The following is a 17,349-nucleotide window of genomic DNA, read 5'->3' on the forward strand; positions in this document are numbered from 1 at the left end:
GGCTACACCTTGCGAATCCGAACGGCCGACTTCTTGTAATCAGGCTGCTTTGAGAATGGGTCGACCGCGTCCAGCGTCAGGTCGTTCACCAACAGTGTTTCGTCAAAGAATGGAATGAACACCGTGCCACGCGGCGGCTGGCCACGTCCATCAATCCACACCGGAATCTCCAACGAACCTCGACGGGATTCGATCTGCACGCGATGACCATTCTGCAACCCGTACTCGGCTGCGTCTTCCGCATTCATTTCCACGTAGCCGCCCGGCATGGCTCGGCTAAGCTCGGGAACACGCCGAGTCATCGAGCCGGTATGCCAATGCTCGAGCACTCGCCCGGTGCAGAGCATGAAAGGAAATTCCTTGTCGGGCACCTCGGCGGGCGGAATCCAGGGATGAAACCAAATCTGGGCTCGATCGTCATGCGTAGAGGAGTGATAAAACTGAATCTTCTTGCCCTCCTCAACGTAGGGATCGTATCCCTCGGAGAATCGAAAATGCGTTTCGCGCCACTCTCCATCACGTTCCACCACCGGCCAGCGGAGACCGCGCGCCTTGACGTACTCGCTGTAAGGTGCAAGATCCTTGTGCTTCAGCCGGCTGAATTGCCGATATTCATCGAATAGCCGTTCATCGACGTTGATGTCGTAGTAATGCTCCCATTGCCAGATGGGGACCGGCTCGCCATCCGCAGCCATCTCGAACAGGAAGCGTCCCTCGCGATCCTGCATGCCATCCATATCGCGTTGGAATAACTCGTAAGCTAGCGCAATTGTCTGCCAGCAGTCATCGCGAGCCTCCCCGGGAGGATCCACCATTTTGAACCACTGTTGCGTGCGGCGTTCCGAATTGCCAACGACACCGTTCTTCTCAACCCACATTGCTGAGGGGAGGATCAAGTCGGCCAAGCGGGTCGTCGCAGTCGGGTAGACGTCGCTGACGATCAAGAATTTGTCCTTGAGCGCCTCTCGATTCTGTTCTTTAGGGTTGAACAATTTATTCAAATTGGGCAGCGTCTGACCGGGGTTTGTGACCTGCACCCAAATCGTGCCAATATCGCCCCCCTGGTCGGTTGGCGTGCAGAAGCTCTCCCACATTTCGACCGTGTGATAGCCCGGCGTCGGGCTGATACGACCCGGTGGCACGTTCCAGAAACCTTCCGACTGTTGCCGATGCTCTTCATTAGTAACAACTCGCCCTCCAGGCAGAGCGTGGGACAGCGTCCCAACTTCGCGGACGGTGCCGCAGGCGGATGGCTGCCCGGTAAGGCTGGTGGGTGCGTTGCCAGGAGTGCCGAAATGCCCACTCAGTAAATGCACTCCGTGAACCATCGAATTGATGGCGGTACCGCGAGTGTGCTGGTTCATGCCCATGCACCACAGCGATGTGATCTTCAACTCTGGATTTCCGAACAAATCGCCCAGTAGTCGGATTTGCTCTGCGGGCACCCCCGACATCTCTTCAACGCGTTCGGGCGTATACGATTCGAGGGATTTTTTATAATCCTCGAAAGAAATTGCTTTGCCATGAAGATTGGGATTCTCATCGTCCGGCGCTTTGAAGCTGCAGAAGGATTCCACGAACTTGCGGTCGTAGGTTCCATTCTTAATCAACAGGTGAGCAATGCCGTTGGCGATGGCCAGGTCTCCATGGCCTTTCATTTCCAGATAGTGCTGACAGGCGTCGGTCGTCCGCGTGCGCCGCGTGCCGATATCGATGAGGGTGACTTCCTCCCCTCGGCTGCGACGGTCAATCACGCGCGAGAAGAGCACCGGGTGCATTTCCGCCGGGTTGTTTCCCCACATAATAAGCACGTCGCAGGCATCCAGGTCATCGTAGCAACCAGCCGGTTCATCGACGCCGTAGGTGGCTAAAAATCCCGTAACGGCCGAAGCCATGCACAGGCGGGCATTGGGATCGATGTGATTATTCGACAAGCCCCCCTTCATGAACTTCTGCGCGGCGTAGCCCTCCGGGATAGTCCACTGCCCGGAACCGTAGAATGCAAACCGCTCAGGAGCTGCCTCAATGCGGTCAGCGATCACTCCGATGGCTTCATCCCAGCTGATTTCGCGATACCCCTCGCCATCTCGCAGTAGCGGCTTGGTCAAACGGTCCTTGCCATACAACGCCGATCCAACGTGGTAGCCTTTCACGCATAGCAGCCCCTTGTTGACCTCCGCGTTGCGATCCCCGGCAACGGCGACCACCTTTCCTCCCTGAACTCCCACCTGCACATGACAGCCGGTGCCACAAAACCGACAAGGTGCCTTATCCCATGCAACTCCCTCACGAGGCTCCGCCGCCAAGATCGGTAGGGAGTAATCGGAGCCACAAGTAACGGCAGTCGCTGCCGCCATCGCAGACGCTTTAATAAATTGCCGTCGTTGGACGCTGGAAGCTGCCGGAAGAGGGCTGCTCATATTTGGCTCGTTCACTAGTTGATTCCTTCAGTCGCAGGCGCAAGGGATTCGTCAGGCTCATTTTCAAAGTGAACAAACACAATATCGACCAACGCTACCCCCTCGCACGCTTGCATTCGCCGCGTGATCTCTTCAAGGGCATTCGGAGAAGACGAATCGATCGTGATTGGAATTCGATTCCCAGAGGCGACAGTTTCCCCGACTTCGACATCCGGCATCTGGGAAATCTCGTGGATGATCTCCTGCCTGGGCCTTACGCGCTCTTCAAGCGTGGCGACGACACTTGCGATCATGGTCATCCCTTCCTCAAATCCGAAAGAGTTCCGTCGATCGCAATCGCGACAACACTTGTCGGGTTAAAAATCACTCGCGATTGCAATCCTACATGCAAAAGTATACATTCATTAGCATGAGCCGGTCAACTGCGGCCAGAGCAGATGAGCAACGGTCTGTGGTTCTGCCCTACAGCTGGCAAAGATCCCCCGAATCATCGACATGTAAACGCACCCCATCAGCCACGAAAGCATGCGTGAACTTGCAAATCCTCCAACAAAACGACGGTAATGCCAACGTCGAACAACACTGCCCTTCACGGTGGCTAAGGTCAATGGTTGTGGCTATGATCTGCTTGGCAATCGCCTGCGATGATTCTGCATCTCCCGAAACGGAAACGAAGAACGCATCTAAGGCCTCAGCGAATGAAACCGGAGAGCAGCCCGCACCGCTTCTTGCAACTGGCGAATCCCAGAATCCAGCAACTAGGTTTGCGGTTTCGATCCGTAAGCCACTCGGCCCGCCGAAGGTTTCCACGGGCTTGCAAGACATGCATGGAAACCTCGTGCTAGCGGCCTGTTCAACCTGCCACACGACGCGCCCGCCCAATCATCAGAACAAGCTGGCGAAGGACTTGGATGAATTCCACTCCGAGATGCAATTCTCCCACGGCACGATCAGCTGTCTTTCCTGCCACAATGAACGCGACTACGACGCCTTGAAATTGGCGGACGGAAGCCGGGTTGAATACGCCGACGTGATGCTGCTTTGCGCCCAGTGCCACGGCCCACAGATGACCGCCTATCAGCACGGGGCACACGGCGGGATGACTGGATACTGGGATCTAGCTCGCGGCCCACAAATAAAGAACAACTGCATCGACTGCCACGATCCCCACGCCCCGAAGTTCCCTTCGATGCAGCCCACTTTCAAACCCCAGGATCGATTCCTCGACCCGCCAAGGACAGACCATTGACTGCTGACGATAACGCAGACCTCCACCAAAGTTCGCCAGAGCCTAGCCGCCTCTTGCCGATCCTGAATCAGCCTGCAACACGTCGTACAGCTTTGAAAGCTGCCGGCGCAGCGCTTGGGTTAGCAGCCTTCGGAAAAGCGGTTTCACCTCTGTGGAGCATCCCCGAGAATGTGTCGGTGGACGAATTCCTGCAACAGCATTACAAGGAACTCTCCGACACGGACAAGCAGAAAGTCTTTGCGCGACTCGAAAGCGAAACCCAACAGAAGCTTGGCGTCGAGATCACGATCTCCGATCCGCCACCAATCCCTGGGGTGCGCTATGGGTATGCCATCAACCTCAGCAAATGCAATGGAAATGGCGCATGCATGGAGGCTTGCAATAAGGAGAACAATCATCATCGCGGTGTCCAGCAATCGTACATTCGCGTCCTGGAACTGCCCAAGGGCACCATGGACATGGAGGCAGGGAACACCACCTACGATCATACGGTACCGCAAGACGACAAGTACTACATGCCGGTTCAGTGCCAGCAATGCGATAACCCGCCCTGTGTGACGGTTTGTCCCGTTGAAGCCACTTGGAAAGAAGAGGATGGGATCGTCGTCGTTGACTACAACTGGTGCATTGGATGTCGTTATTGCGAAGCGGCCTGTCCCTACCATGCGCGACGCTTCAACTGGGAAGAGCCCGAGATTCCGAGCGATGAGATCAATCCGGATCAGGGCTACCTCTCGAACCGTGTTCGGCCTCAAGGCACAATGGAAAAATGCCATTTTTGCTTGCATCGTACCCGTGAAGGGCGCCTGCCCGCCTGTCTCGAGGCTTGCCCAACCGGGGCTAGAGTGTTCGGAGATTTAAACGATCCCGAATCGAACATTAATTGGGTTTTGCAGAACAAACGAGTCTTCGTGCTGAAAGAAGAACTCGGCACTCAACCAAGTTTCTTCTATTTCTTTGATTCCTAAAATGTCTACTGCATCCGATCACTACCCAACACTCGATGACGCAGCCCACCCGATCCGTAGCTACCCTAAGTTTCTATGGTGGTGTCTGGGGCAAGCCACCAATGGCGGTTTACTCTTCTATCTCTGGATGTTCGTCCTGACGGCGATTGCTCTCGTCGGTGCGAATGCATGGTCGGTCCAAGTAGCCGAGGGCATGATCGTCACCAACATGACCGATCACGTGAGTTGGGGGCTGTACATCGCCAACTTCACCTTCATGGTCGGAGTGGCCGCTGGGGGAGTAATGATGGTCATCCCCGCCTACCTCTACCATGACAAGAAAATGCATGACGTGGTCGTCATTGGAGAGATGCTGGCGATTGCCGCAATCTTGATGTGCCTGCTGTTCGTGCTGGTTGACCTGGGCCGCCCAGAACGGTTTTGGCACTTGATACCTGGCATCGGGCGATTCAATTGGCCCATGTCGATGCTAACCTGGGACGTGATCGTCCTCAACGGCTACCTGTTGTTGAATTTGCACATTTGCGGCTACCTGCTCTATATGCAATTTCTCGGCCGCAGGCCGAATCAAGCGTGGTACCTGCCCTTCGTGTGGGTCTCCATCTTTTGGGCAATTTCGATCCATACCGTTACCGCCTTTCTCTACTGTGGACTGGGCGGACGTCCCTTTTGGAATACAGCGTTGCTCGCACCACGCTTCCTAGCGAGTGCATTTGTGGCTGGTCCTGCCTTCATTCTAATCCTGTTCTCCTGCATTCATCGCGCGGCAGGCGTCAAGATCGATGATGGACCCAAGCGATTGCTGATCAACATCATTCGCGTCACCGCGCTCGTCAATCTCCTGATGGTGATTTCCGAAGTCTTCACTGAATTCTATACTGGCGGCGGACACACCGCTTCCGCGCGCTACCTGTTCCTTGGCCTGCACGGTCACAACGCACTCGTTCCATGGATTTGGACCGCAGTCGCCTTCGATGTACTTTCCACGGGGTTATTCCTCTCACCACTGGTATTTCGCTATTCCAAAGTCCTAATCGCCGCATGTGCGATGGCCTTTGTTGGCGCCTGGATCGAAAAGGGAATGGGGCTCATCGTTCCTGGGTTCATCCCCAGCACCTTGCATGAAATCGTCGAGTACACCCCCAGCCTGACAGAGTGGAAGGTTAGTGCAGGTATTTGGGCAGTAGGCTTGATGACGCTCACCATTTTGCTCAAGATGTGGATCACCGTCTTTTCAACGCGCCCCAGCCTCTCCCACGAGTCCCCCGCAAGCGATCAACCAGCTTAAAGGGTTATTCCGGACGATGCTCTATCCAGCCTGGATTCGTTGAGACAGGATCCCATTTCCGTGCACCGACACGTCGACGTGGGGCGACCAAACTCTAGGGGACAATCCCATTCGCATTGTACGGAAAGCATCAGATGCAACGAGCCAACAGCAACCTGCACCGCCGTGGATTCACCAGCCTTCATCGCCTGCAACTTGTCACTCCTGTTCCACTTCGCAGTCCACGCAGTGCAGCCCATCCTCGCGCGAGCGCGCAAGTGCTCCTTCGACTGCTGGCCTGGGGGATCCTCTGCGGTTGTGCCAATCTGAGCTCGGGCCAAGACAGCTCGGGCCAAGACAGCTCGGTGCAGGACAGCTCGGCCCCAGCCATCGTCACGCTCGACTCAGTACCTTCCGTCCGTGAGGCAATTGAGGAAACGGAACCGCTAGCGGGCGAGTTCTCTCCCCGCCAGGCGGCGATTTATCTCGATAGGGCTGCGCTGACATGGCAAAAAGAAAACCAGTGCGTAACCTGCCACACCAACATGCCCTACCTGTTTGCACGTCCAGCCCTCTCCTCGGTGCAGCCCGATTCGGGTGAAGTACGCGAATTCTTCGAGCAATACCGAACGGTGCGTTGGAAAGAGAAAGGTCCCACCGAGAATCAAGGGTTCTGGCCAATCGTCGTCGGTGCCGGACTGACCTTTCATGATATCCAGACCACTGGAAAACTTAGCCAAGTTGCTCGCGATGTTTTGGAGTTGATGTGGACTGCTCAACGTGCCGATGGCGGTTGGAGATGGCCCCATTGCGATTATGCGCCGATGGAAATTGACGATCATTACGGAGTGACCCTTGCGGCCCTAGCCGTGGGAATCGCCCCCGACGGCTATGCCGAGAGCCCATCCGCCCAAGCTGGTTTGGCAAAGCTTCGCATGTATTTAAAAAACAACCCGCCCAAATCGTTGCACCACCGGGCCATGCTTGCTTGGTGCTCGCTTCGCATCACGGGTATCGCTAGCGACGAAGAGCGCGCCGCCACGCTGAAGCAGCTGCTCGAAATCCAACTCCCTGATGGCGGCTGGTCGACCGCAGGCTTCCTAACCGACTGGAAGGGGCTCGAGCGCGACGACGGTCAACCACTCGACATTCAAACAAGCGATGCCTACGGCACTGGTCTAGTCATCGTCCTGAGTCGAGAATTGGGCGTTCCTGCGGACGACCCGCGACTCCAACGCGGTATTGAGTGGTTGCTATCGAATCAACGCAGTAGCGGAAAATGGTTCACCCGTTCACCGGTCAATGATGCTGGGAATCTCATTTCCAATACCGGCAGCGCACTCGCCATACTAGCCCTTCAAGCGTGCGGAGAACTCCCCGGCTGGCCTTTTTAGTTGGCTACGGTTGGGCAGCCGTTTTCAATCGCTAGCTGCCCCAAATCCCGATAGATTTCGCGGCTCTCTACAGGTTTCACAACGTGGGCCGTGAGATGCGATAGAATGTAGCCGGTTGGTTAAGAACCGCCGGTCGAGCGTCACTGGCCATGCATCGAGCAGCAGGGCCCGCTGATTGGATTGCCTGTTTAGTTTCAGTGCCAACATCGCACTTGGAATTGCGTCGTAGCAGCAACGACTTCGGCCTAGGCTGCGCGGCGGTTTGCACGGTCAACAAGTTGCGCAGCTACGACTGGCTCGCATCCCTGGGATCCCACCGAACTCCAGGATCGACTTCGAGAAGCTCCCTCCCGCCTCGGCGCCCCCACCCTTTCGCCACCGAACACTTTCTAGGACATCGAAGAATGAACGCGGAAAATACGCGAAACGGCCACCGCAACCATTGCGCGAGGCTCGCTCTATTTTGTCTCTCAATGCTGATCGGTCTACCGAGTTCGGCCAGCTGGGGTGCAGACCCCTTAATTGCCTCTATCTCCAAGGAAACACTGTGGAAAAACCGAGATGGAAAATCACAAACGTGGTTTCATCCTCGGGTCTGCATGATGCCCGGCGATCAGGGACAACCCGTTGCCTTGATGACACTCCAGGCCATTGGAGGCTCAGACTACTTTGGGCAGGTGCATTGGTCGCTGTCGTCCGACCTAGGCAAAACCTGGAGCGAACCGGAACCGATCGCTGCCCTGGGACGAGATCCCATTCCTGGCCGCGCCGATGACCTGAGAGCTGCCGTGTGCGATGTCACCCCTCAATACCATCCACAATCCGATTCGGTACTAGCGCTGGGCCACGTCGTGTTTTACAAAGGTGAATACTTTGCCCGCAAAGAACAACTCGCACGGTACCCCGTCTACGTGACGCGGTCTAAGGATGGTACATGGTCCCATCGCAAAATCTTGGAATGGGATGACCCACGAGGTAGCCACATCTATTCAAACAACTGCGGACAACGGGTCGTCCTCCCGAGTGGGGATGTGCAGATGTCATTCACCTTTGGCCCCCACGAAGAGAACCGGATGGTAGCGGGTGTCCTTACCAGCTTTGATGGAGACCTGCTGAAAATTAAGGAGGTAGGACCTCCGTTGCATAATCCGATAGGACGAGGGTTGCTGGAACCGAGCGTTACAGAGTTTGATGGACAGTTCTGGATGACAATTCGGGCCGAGGACAATTACGGCTACGTCAGTGTTAGCGACGATGGCCTCAACTGGGCAGAAAAAACGGCTTGGGCCTGGGATGATGGGGAGCCTCTCGGCATGTCCACCACTCAGCAGCATTGGCTCAATCACAGCGACGGCCTATTCCTGGTCTACACGCGACAGGATGCGTCCAACGAGAACGTGCTCCGCTGGCGTTCGCCGCTCTGGATCGCCCAAGTCGACGTTGAGCGTCGCTGCTTGATCCGCTCAAGCGAGCAAGTGGTACTTCCTTTAGTTGGAGACGGCGTGGATGCACCCGATCAAGTCGCGTTGATGGGGAATTTCAACGTCACGCATGCCAGCCCCAATGAGTCTTGGGTCACTGTCGGTGAGTGGCTACCACGCGATGGTTATCGAGGCGATGTATTGCTCGCTAGAATCCGCTGGAGCAAACCCAATCAGCTGCCGTTGTGGTAACCCCTGGAAAAGCAGACTTGGCAAACGGCGTGGATGTAAGACGCACATACCTGCCGTCCTCGATTCCAAACTCACTCTCTCTCACGAGCATCTACCATGCCCCCTCTCAATCGACGAAATTTCATTGCCGCTTCGGCAGTAAGTGCGACTGCCGGTCTCGCGGCGGTCCGCGCCCAGGGCTCTACCGGTCCGGGGAATCTCCATCTCGGGACTTTTCGCTTTGATGTAACGCCACCGATGGGCCACTCTTTATGTGGTGGATGGATAACTCCCGTGGTCGGCGTCGATGATCCACTGGAAGCGATCGGCTATGTTCTCCTGGGCGCTGGCGAACCGATCGTAGTATGCGTCGTCGACTGGACGGGGCTGTTGAATTCGGCTCACCTCGCTTGGCGCCAAGCACTGGCTGATGCTGCGGGTACAACCATCGAGCGCGTCACGGTTCATTGCGTACATCAACACAATGCACCATTCGCCTGCCTGGATGCCGAGGAAATAATACTCGAACAGGGTGATCTTCCGCATATTGTGGAGCTCGAGTTCTTCAACCGCTGCCTGGAGGCCGGCCGCACCGCTGTCGGCGAAGCACTTCAACGAACAACGCCGGTGACGCACGTTGCGCATCACCAAGCGCCGGTCGAAATGGTGGCTTCGAACCGTCGCATTATCGGCTTGACGGGGAAAGTCCAATCGCAACGCGGCAGCAGCTCCAAACGCGAGGACCAACAAGTCTTCCCCGAAGGCTTGATCGATCCCATGCTGAAAACCGTTGCGTTCTACAACCAAGACACCAAGTTGGTCGCTAGCCACTACTATGCGTGTCATCCTATGAGCTACTACGGAGATGGCCGTGTCAGTTCCGATTTCTGCGGGCTCGCGCGTAAACAGAGGCAGGCAGAAGAGCCACATTGCATGCACCTCTATTTCAATGGCTGTGGCGGTAACATTGGGGCCGGAAAGTACAATGACGGTTCCAAGGCAATGCGTCCCGTTCTGCGGGACCGGATGTACCGAGGTATGGTGGCGTCGGAGGAAAAACTGGATCCCCAAAGTATCGAATCGCTTTCATGGGAAACCCAGGACATCCTGCCACTCGTCAACACGAACCTTGCAGAAGACGCGCTGATGCGGCAAATTTCCGACCATGAGCAGAGCGTGGTGAATCGCAATCGCCCCGCCTATGCACTCGCTTGGCTTCGCCGCATCGCGAAGGGGCACCCCATCACCCTTAGTTCTTTGCACGTCAACGATATATCACTACTGCATCTCCCATCGGAGAGTTTTATTGAGTATCAGTTGCGAGCCCAAGCATCTGCACCTGGCCGTTTTGTAGCATGCGCAGCCTATGGAGACGGTGGCCCGTGGTATATTCCAACGAGCGACGCCTATCCGCAGGGTGGTTATGCAGTCAGTGTTGCATGGTGTGCGCCGGACATCGACCCCACGTTATCCGGAGGTATAAGCGAGCTCTTGACGCGTGTTGAATCACCCAAAAACACACCTTAGGAAAGACGGATTCCATGACACTTAGGATGCGAGTTTTCGGCATTTTTGTGGTCTTGCTTCTAAGCTCTCGCGGAGAGGCCGCTGCACCGCCACTGAACTTCATCGTCCTCAATTGCGACAACTTAGGTTACGGCGACACCGAGCCATTCGGCTCAACTCTGCACCGCACTCCACATTTGAATCAAATGGCCACGGAAGGACGCCGCTTCACCCATTTCTATTCATCGGCTGGAGTCTGTACTCCGTCACGCGCTAGTTTGATGACCGGCTGCTACGCACAGCGAATCGGCATGCACGATAATCCACGTGACGGCTGGGTCCTGCGACCTCTTTCGCGATACGGATTGAATCCGACTGAGGTCACAATTGCCGAGGTCCTGAAACGCCAGAACTATGCCACGGCCATCATCGGAAAATGGCATCTGGGGGATCAACCAGAATTTTTGCCCACGCGGCAGGGATTCGACTTTTTCTTCGGTATACCCTACAGCGACGACATGACCGAGCGGACTTGGAATACCGATGGCTCTCAGTGGCCACCGCTGCCGTTGATGCGCAACGAACGCGTCATCGAAGCTCCCTGTGACAGAACTACTTTAACACAACGCTACACCGCACAGGCCCTGGAATGGATTTCTGAAAATCAACAATCCCCCTTCTTTCTGTATCTTCCCCACGCGATGCCAGGCAGCACGGCACAACCCTATTCCAGCACTCAGTTTTCGGGGCAAAGTGCCAATGGGCCATGGGGCGATTCGGTCGAAGAACTGGATTGGTCGGTGGGACAGATCCTGGCGCATTTGAAAAAGCTCGATTTGGCATCCCGGACATTAGTCATTTGGACGAGCGACAACGGCGCCCCGTCACTGCCCAATTCATTAAAGCGAGGATCCAATCTACCGCTGCACGGCCGTGGCTATAGTACCAGCGAAGGTGCTTTCCGCGTTCCGATGATCGCCTGGCTGCCTGGACGCATTCCAGCTGGAACCGAATGTGCAGAGTTGACAACGATGATGGATCTACTCCCCACCTTTGCCAAGCTTGCCACAGCAGACCATTCGTCCGATGCTCCCATCGATGGACTCGATATCGGGCCATTGCTCTTCGGAGCTTCCAATGCCCAGTCACCACACGCCGCATTCTATTACTACGATGGTCCTCAGTTACAAGCGGTTCGCAGCGGCCCATGGAAACTCTTCCTGCCAATCCATCCCATTCGCCAGCATCCGCATCTAGCCCCCCACGCAGCACCATCACCACTGCTGTTCAATGTCGTGGAAGATGTTGGCTGCAAGCAGAATCAAGCGCTCCACTATCCTGAGATCGTGCAGCGGTTGGAGGGACTCGCCGAAGAGGCACGTAGAGAATTGGGAGACGCCGAGCGTCTAGGTGCAGGCAGACGGGAAAGAGGAGAATTGTCTAGCGATAGCGTCCCGGTCGCTCAAACATTCTGATGGGTAGCCGCTTCCATAATCTTCTGCTCTGTAGCCTCAGAGCGACTGAACTCTCCAGTCAGCTGGCCTTCGCAAAGCACCAGGATCCGATCGCTTACGGTCAACAGCTCAGGTAGCTCCGAACTGGTAACGATAATCGACATCCCCGCCTCTGCCAATTGCTCCATCAATCGATACAACTCGGCTTTGGCTCCCACATCAACACCTCGCGTGGGATCGTCGAGCAACAGTATTTTGGGAGAGGTCATTAAGCAACGGCCAATAATGCACTTTTGCTGGTTGCCGCCACTCAAGCTGTGCATGGATGCCTGGATCCCATCCGTCTTGATCTGCAGTCGGTCTACCTGTTGCTGGGCAGCCAAACGCTCGCGGGCCGAGGAGACGATGCTGTACGACGCGAGTTCTCGCAGCGCGCACACGGTAATATTGTCGCGGACCGGAACATGCCCGAACAATCCAGAACGCTTGCGATCCTCGGTCACCATCGCTAGCCCAGCTTGCATCGCCTCGGCGGGATGGCGAAAGCTCTGCAGTTCACCATCGATTAAGATCTGCCCCGTAGGTGGAACGAAACTCGCGCCGAACAGGCATTCTAGCAACTCGGTTCGTCCGGCCCCCATCAAGCCAGCAATTCCTAGGATTTCACCGCAGCGCAGCTCGAATTCAATTCCTTGCAATCGCCAGGGTTTGGAGTGTCCCGGCCAAGCAAGTCCAAGATTGCGTACGGCCAGCCGGACCGACCGTTCGCCTGTAGAAATTTGCCGGATTTGGCTCTGCTCCAACTCACGACCGACCATCAAGTGTGCGATTTCGCGTGGTGAAGTCTCTTGCCGATCAACAGTAGTGACGAATTTCCCATCACGCAGGACAGTAATGCGGTCTGCCAAGCGGAAAACCTCGTCCATCTTGTGGGAAATATAGAGGATCGTGACGCCCCGCTGACGCAAGGTTTCAATAACCCCGTACAGGCGTGCGACTTCAGATTCCGTCAGGGCGCTCGTGGGCTCGTCCATGATCAAAATGGATGCATTGATCGACAGCGCTTTGGCAATTTCAATGATCTGCTGATCTCCAACTCGCAGCGTGCCTACCATTGCAGTGGGTGCAATATTTGATTCGAGCTCGGACAACAAACGCGCTGATTCGCGGTCCATGGCAGCTTGGTTGAGCATGCCCCAGGGCGATACGATCTCGCGTCCCAAAAAGATGTTGGCTGCGACCGAGAGCTGCTCAACGAGGTTCAATTCTTGATGAATAATGCTAACGCCAACCTGCTCAGCATCCCGCGTGTTCTGAAATTGTTGCCTTGCCCCTTCAATCCACAGCTCTCCCGCATAGTCGACGAGCACCCCAGAGAGAATCTTCATCAGCGTGCTCTTGCCAGCCCCGTTTTCCCCCATGACCGCATGCAGCTCTCCAGGCATGACGTCAAAGCTCACGTCGTCCAATGCTCGGACAGCGTTGAATTGCTTACTAATACCGCGAATAGAAATAATCGGTTGCATGCTGGGATGGCCTATTGGGTTCGGCGCATTTCAAGTGCACCACGGACAACCAACAGTCCACCTACCAGGATTCCGCAGAGGAATGGATAAGCGGGATGGAACCACGGTTTCTCACGGAAGAACAAAACGCACGCGAGGCCCGCCAGCAAGCTGAGAATGGGCACGGACGCCCAACCGATCGGAGTGCTGAAGAAAGTGCGTCGCGCGAGCACCGCTCCACGCTGGCTGAACGTGACCGCCAAGACCACCACAATGCCAACGATCATGCCTTCGTAAACGTCAGCACCGGTCCCGACAATTTTATTGACGGCATCAATGACGGTCCGCAAAAAAAGACACCCGAGCACCGTGCCTGGAATTGTTCCCACGCCACCTGACAAGGCACAGCCTCCGATCACAGCTGCAGCAATGGCGTTGAGCTCATAGCCACGAGCTAGGATATCGGGCTTGGCCGAGCCTTGATCCGCGAAGTAGACGATGCCGACCATCGCAGCCGACACGCTACCGATCACATAGGCCAGCCATTTCAAACGATCGGTTCGAATTCCGCTCAACCGTGCTGCAGCCTCATTGCCCCCCATGGCATGCAGATGTCGGCCAATTACGGTTCGGCTCATCAAAAACCACAGCAACACGGCAAATACCAGAAAGACGATTGCCACAGTGGTCACGTCTTTGAGCGAGTCGCGGAGAGCCAGATCGGGAAAGTCGATTTGAGACCGATTTCCAGTTACCGCCAACACCAAGCCTCTTCCGAAACTCCTCAAGCCGACCATCGTAGCCAGAGTCGCGATGAAGGGTGGCAGACCAACGCTGGTAATTAACCAAGCATTCAGGGTGCCTACCATTGCTCCGGCCAGGAGTGTCCCAAGGATGGAGACCACCACCACCCATGTTTGGATTTCCCCAGCCCGAAACCCTTCGGGGTCGACCAACATGAGCAGGCTGCTAAATACGGTGGCGCTGAGAGCGATCACCGAACCGCTCGATAAATCGATCCCTCCGGAAATGATGATCACCGCACTCCCTAAGGCAAAAAAACCTAGGAACACAGTATTGCGAACAATCAATTCAGCCGTGCTGCCTGGATTATTCAAATAGGTGCGTCCGGGATCCAGCCCGATGGTGACCACCAAGACGATCAACCAAGCTAAGATCAGCTTCGCTTCTACAGTGGAAAAGATCCGTTTGAACAAACTACTATTGGCTGGGCTCACAAACTTGGTCTCAATCGGTCAGGCATTTCAAAAGGTATTCCACCACGATCGGAAGTCCTGGGACCTTATCGTTCAACTTCCTTTTTTCGATTCGGAGTGGCACTGGCAAGACCTGGGAACGTCTTTATGGCCAACTGGCACGCTCGCCAACAAGGATGCTTCCAGTGCCACCAAGTCCGCTAGAGCGCCATGTTTTTTTGTTCGCAATCCGCAGCCCGCTGCTCAACGTACGACCGGCTCAACGTACGACCGGCTCAACGTACAAGCTGCCGAGGCTTGGCCCCAACGGCAGAGGCTCGACGGCACTAGCATGCAACGCTCCAATTGAGCTCGGCAATGCACTAGGAACTCGTCAAATTGTATTCCTTCAGCCACTCTTGGAATTCACCGATCGAAAGGAACTCGACTCCAGAACCGAACTCATCGAACATCTCAGCGGTCAGAGGAGAGCCTGAAGTGGGAACGACGACCTTAAGTCCTGTATCCAAGACATCGCCGCCTGGCTGTCCCATATTGGGAAACATTTCCTGCACAGTTGTCTCATCACCGGTCAGCTTGGCAAATGCATAGCGCACCGCTTCGTATCCCATGCCAAATGGATTTTGAACCACCATGACATCAATCATTCCTTCGCCCATTTGTTGAATGGCGAGCTGCTCGGCATCAAAGGTAACGACAGCGAATCGATCGCGAAGTCCCTTCTCTTTCACCACGTCGACAATCGCAGGCGCGTTGTACGACCAAATTCCAGCCAGGACGTTCAATTCTGGATAGCGATCAATCACATCGCGAACATTATCACGAGCGCGTCCACGATCGGTTTCGTCGAGCTTGCGTTCCTTCTGCGTGAACCACCCCTCCGTGGCCATCGAGAAGCCGTCCATGCGTTGGACGGCGTTTTGCTGACTATCAAATCCGACGAACTGAACGTAGCTGCCACCCTGTGGCTTCAGATTCTTGGCGGCAGTCCCCAGGACCCGTCCACCACTGATATTGTCGGTGCCAACGTAGAATTCACGAATGGATTTGAAACGTTCATCGAGGTCGCTATCGAAACAACCAATAATGATGCCCTTTTCGTGCAGGTTCTTGAGCTCATCGGCAATGGCGGGATTGGTGGCAGACACCGGCGAAATGATCACCGCCGCAATATCCCCTTGAGTTCCGTACTGTCGCAGTTTTTCGATCTGCCCCTGCTCAGCGTTTTCATTGGAATCCATGCCAGCTGAATAACCTGCTTCAGCTAGGTTTAGATCCTCAGCAGCTTGAGCAATTCCGGCACGAGCGGCGTCCCAAAAGGGAGAATCGGTGTTATTGAGCAGCACGATCCGCTTGGTGCCGCTCCCGCCTGTGGCAGCAGACTTGGACGAACCGGACGGCTCGCAGCCAACCGTAGCGAACAACAGAGCAACTGCAGTCAATGTAGCGATGGATTGAAAGGGTCGCATTCCGGGACCTTTGGCAAGATGAGCTAGCGGTGCGCAAAACAACATTCCGTGCTGCGAAGGGCTGTTTCCAGCACTTGCAACGCGAAGATTCTAAATTGTCCGCCGTCGACATACAAGCGACCGACACGGCGCTTCGCGGCTATTGCCCGAGAACGACTTTCTGCCCAGTCCGCGCACTCTTATAGATCGCCAAGATGAGTTCGACACTCCGTCGTCCCTCGTGACCATCAATGATCGGTGGCCGTTGCTCCTCGATGGCTAACAGAAAATCACGAAACAATTCGGCATGGGCATGGTGGCCAATGGCCGCTGGATCAGCCGCTCCGCCTCCCGTCTTCGTCCGCCCCTGCATCTCCTCCCGCAACTGCTCGTCTTCGGGAGTTGGCTCAGCGAACTCCCATTTGACAATGTCTTCCTCCTCCAAGACGGCCATTCCCTTGGAACCAGAGATCTCAATCTTCTTGAGCGACCCCGGATAACCAGCCGTCGTCGCTTCGATGACACCTAAAGCTCCATTGGCAAATCGAATGGTCGCGGTGGCCACGTCCTCGACTTCAATCCGATCGTGAGCCAACGTGGCAGTGTGTGCCATCACTTCGACCGCAGGTCCCATGAGCCACAGCAGCAAGTCGACGCTATGGATCGCTTGATTCATCAAGGCGCCGCCACCGTCCAGCGCCCAAGTGCCACGCCACGCACCACTGTCGTAGTACTCCTGCGTGCGGAACCATTTGACATAGGCATCCCCGAGCGCGAGCGTTCCAAAACGTCCTGCTTCCACTGCCTGCTTCATCAACTGGCTAGCGCGGTGAAAACGCGATGGGAAGATGGTAGCCAGCTGAACGTTCGCTTGCTTGCACGCCTCGATCATGGCGTCGCACCGCTCTGGAGTTACGTCCAGCGGCTTTTCCACAATCACATGCTTGCCTGCCCGAGCAGCGGCAATGCAGGGTTCCATGTGCGCCCCGCTGGGGGAACAAATGGTAACGATGTCGAGGTCCTCACGAGCGAGCATCGCATCGAGATCGGTGTAGACGTCTCCGCCGAACTCAGCCGACAAGGCTTCCGCCTTGGGCGCCGTCCGATTGTAGCAAGCGACCAACTTAGCTCCTGGGATATCTGCGATGGCCCGAGCGTGAAAGTTAGCGATCATCCCACATCCGATTATTCCAAAGCCCTTGGGCATCATTCTCTCCTGATTAACTGAGTCCTGGTGGCATGGCTAAAAAGCATTCCGCCACGTGAAAG

Annotated in this window: 13 protein-coding genes; 7 read left to right on the forward strand and 6 right to left on the reverse strand. The window is 55.7% G+C overall.

The window, feature by feature from the left end:
* Window positions 1–2: 2 nt before the first annotated feature.
* Complete coding sequence (locus Q31a_RS20800) at window positions 3–2,435, reverse strand: molybdopterin-dependent oxidoreductase (RefSeq protein WP_231690865.1); 2,433 nt, start codon at window positions 2,433–2,435, stop codon at window positions 3–5.
* Window positions 2,435–2,713 carry a chaperone NapD gene (locus Q31a_RS20805; RefSeq protein ID WP_145082183.1) on the reverse strand — a complete coding sequence of 93 codons (279 nt, stop codon included), beginning with the start codon at window positions 2,711–2,713 and terminating at the stop codon, window positions 2,435–2,437. Before Q31a_RS20805 ends, Q31a_RS20800 begins: the two co-directional genes overlap by 1 nt.
* Window positions 2,714–3,039: 326 nt before the next feature.
* Here Q31a_RS20805 and Q31a_RS20810 point away from each other — a divergent pair, with 326 nt between their 5' ends.
* From Q31a_RS20810 to Q31a_RS20840, 7 genes are all read left to right on the forward strand, one after another.
* The gene (locus Q31a_RS20810) at window positions 3,040–3,669 is read left to right on the forward strand and encodes a hypothetical protein (protein ID WP_231691255.1); all 630 of its coding nucleotides are present in this window, start codon (window positions 3,040–3,042) and stop codon (window positions 3,667–3,669) included.
* Complete coding sequence (locus Q31a_RS20815; protein ID WP_145082185.1) at window positions 3,666–4,637, forward strand: 4Fe-4S dicluster domain-containing protein; 972 nt, start codon at window positions 3,666–3,668, stop codon at window positions 4,635–4,637. The genes Q31a_RS20810 and Q31a_RS20815 overlap by 4 nt, the downstream gene beginning before the upstream one ends.
* 1 nt (window position 4,638) lies before the next feature.
* Window positions 4,639–5,925, forward strand: coding sequence for a sulfate reduction electron transfer complex DsrMKJOP subunit DsrP (dsrP, locus tag Q31a_RS20820; RefSeq protein ID WP_145082186.1), 1,287 nt, complete (start codon window positions 4,639–4,641; stop codon window positions 5,923–5,925).
* Window positions 5,926–6,059: 134 nt separating this feature from the next.
* Complete coding sequence (locus tag Q31a_RS20825) at window positions 6,060–7,298, forward strand: prenyltransferase/squalene oxidase repeat-containing protein (RefSeq protein WP_231690866.1); 1,239 nt, start codon at window positions 6,060–6,062, stop codon at window positions 7,296–7,298.
* 404 nt (window positions 7,299–7,702) lie between these two features.
* Window positions 7,703–8,971 (forward strand): sialidase family protein, encoded by a 1,269-nt coding sequence (locus tag Q31a_RS20830; protein ID WP_145082188.1) that lies wholly within the window; start codon window positions 7,703–7,705, stop codon window positions 8,969–8,971.
* Window positions 8,972–9,067: 96 nt separating this feature from the next.
* Window positions 9,068–10,477 (forward strand): hypothetical protein, encoded by a 1,410-nt coding sequence (locus Q31a_RS20835; protein WP_145082190.1) that lies wholly within the window; start codon window positions 9,068–9,070, stop codon window positions 10,475–10,477.
* Between the two features lie 14 nt (window positions 10,478–10,491).
* Window positions 10,492–11,931, forward strand: a complete 1,440-nt coding sequence (locus Q31a_RS20840) for a sulfatase family protein (RefSeq protein WP_231690867.1) — start codon at window positions 10,492–10,494, stop codon at window positions 11,929–11,931.
* Here the strand turns inward: Q31a_RS20840 and Q31a_RS20845 are convergent.
* The 4 genes from Q31a_RS20845 to Q31a_RS20860 form a co-directional block, all read right to left on the reverse strand.
* The gene (locus Q31a_RS20845) at window positions 11,919–13,436 is read right to left on the reverse strand and encodes a sugar ABC transporter ATP-binding protein (protein WP_145082192.1); all 1,518 of its coding nucleotides are present in this window, start codon (window positions 13,434–13,436) and stop codon (window positions 11,919–11,921) included. The genes Q31a_RS20840 and Q31a_RS20845 overlap by 13 nt on opposite strands.
* Before the next feature lie 11 nt (window positions 13,437–13,447).
* The gene (locus Q31a_RS20850) at window positions 13,448–14,653 is read right to left on the reverse strand and encodes an ABC transporter permease (RefSeq protein WP_197355441.1); all 1,206 of its coding nucleotides are present in this window, start codon (window positions 14,651–14,653) and stop codon (window positions 13,448–13,450) included.
* Between the two features lie 341 nt (window positions 14,654–14,994).
* Window positions 14,995–16,101, reverse strand: coding sequence for a substrate-binding domain-containing protein (locus tag Q31a_RS20855; protein WP_197355442.1), 1,107 nt, complete (start codon window positions 16,099–16,101; stop codon window positions 14,995–14,997).
* A gap of 139 nt (window positions 16,102–16,240) precedes the next feature.
* On the reverse strand, window positions 16,241–17,290 hold the full coding sequence (locus Q31a_RS20860) for a Gfo/Idh/MocA family protein (RefSeq protein WP_315851630.1): 1,050 nt from the start codon (window positions 17,288–17,290) through the stop codon (window positions 16,241–16,243).
* Window positions 17,291–17,349 lie beyond the last annotated feature (59 nt).

The organism is Aureliella helgolandensis (assembly GCF_007752135.1).
Taxonomy (GTDB): Bacteria; Planctomycetota; Planctomycetia; order Pirellulales; family Pirellulaceae; genus Aureliella; species Aureliella helgolandensis.

What these genes read in the sequence shown, in the direction of transcription:
- Q31a_RS20805 (WP_145082183.1), bottom strand. Translation starts at nt 2,713, where the DNA reads ATGATCGCAAGTGTCGTCGCCACGCTTGAAGAGCGCGTAAGGCCCAGG.
- Q31a_RS20810 (WP_231691255.1), top strand. Translation starts at nt 3,040, where the DNA reads ATGATCTGCTTGGCAATCGCCTGCGATGATTCTGCATCTCCCGAAACG.
- dsrP (WP_145082186.1), top strand. Translation starts at nt 4,639, where the DNA reads ATGTCTACTGCATCCGATCACTACCCAACACTCGATGACGCAGCCCAC.
- Q31a_RS20825 (WP_231690866.1), top strand. Translation starts at nt 6,060, where the DNA reads ATGCAACGAGCCAACAGCAACCTGCACCGCCGTGGATTCACCAGCCTT.
- Q31a_RS20830 (WP_145082188.1), top strand. Translation starts at nt 7,703, where the DNA reads ATGAACGCGGAAAATACGCGAAACGGCCACCGCAACCATTGCGCGAGG.
- Q31a_RS20835 (WP_145082190.1), top strand. Translation starts at nt 9,068, where the DNA reads ATGCCCCCTCTCAATCGACGAAATTTCATTGCCGCTTCGGCAGTAAGT.
- Q31a_RS20840 (WP_231690867.1), top strand. Translation starts at nt 10,492, where the DNA reads ATGACACTTAGGATGCGAGTTTTCGGCATTTTTGTGGTCTTGCTTCTA.
- Q31a_RS20845 (WP_145082192.1), bottom strand. Translation starts at nt 13,436, where the DNA reads ATGCAACCGATTATTTCTATTCGCGGTATTAGTAAGCAATTCAACGCT.
- Q31a_RS20855 (WP_197355442.1), bottom strand. Translation starts at nt 16,101, where the DNA reads ATGCGACCCTTTCAATCCATCGCTACATTGACTGCAGTTGCTCTGTTG.
- Q31a_RS20860 (WP_315851630.1), bottom strand. Translation starts at nt 17,290, where the DNA reads ATGATGCCCAAGGGCTTTGGAATAATCGGATGTGGGATGATCGCTAAC.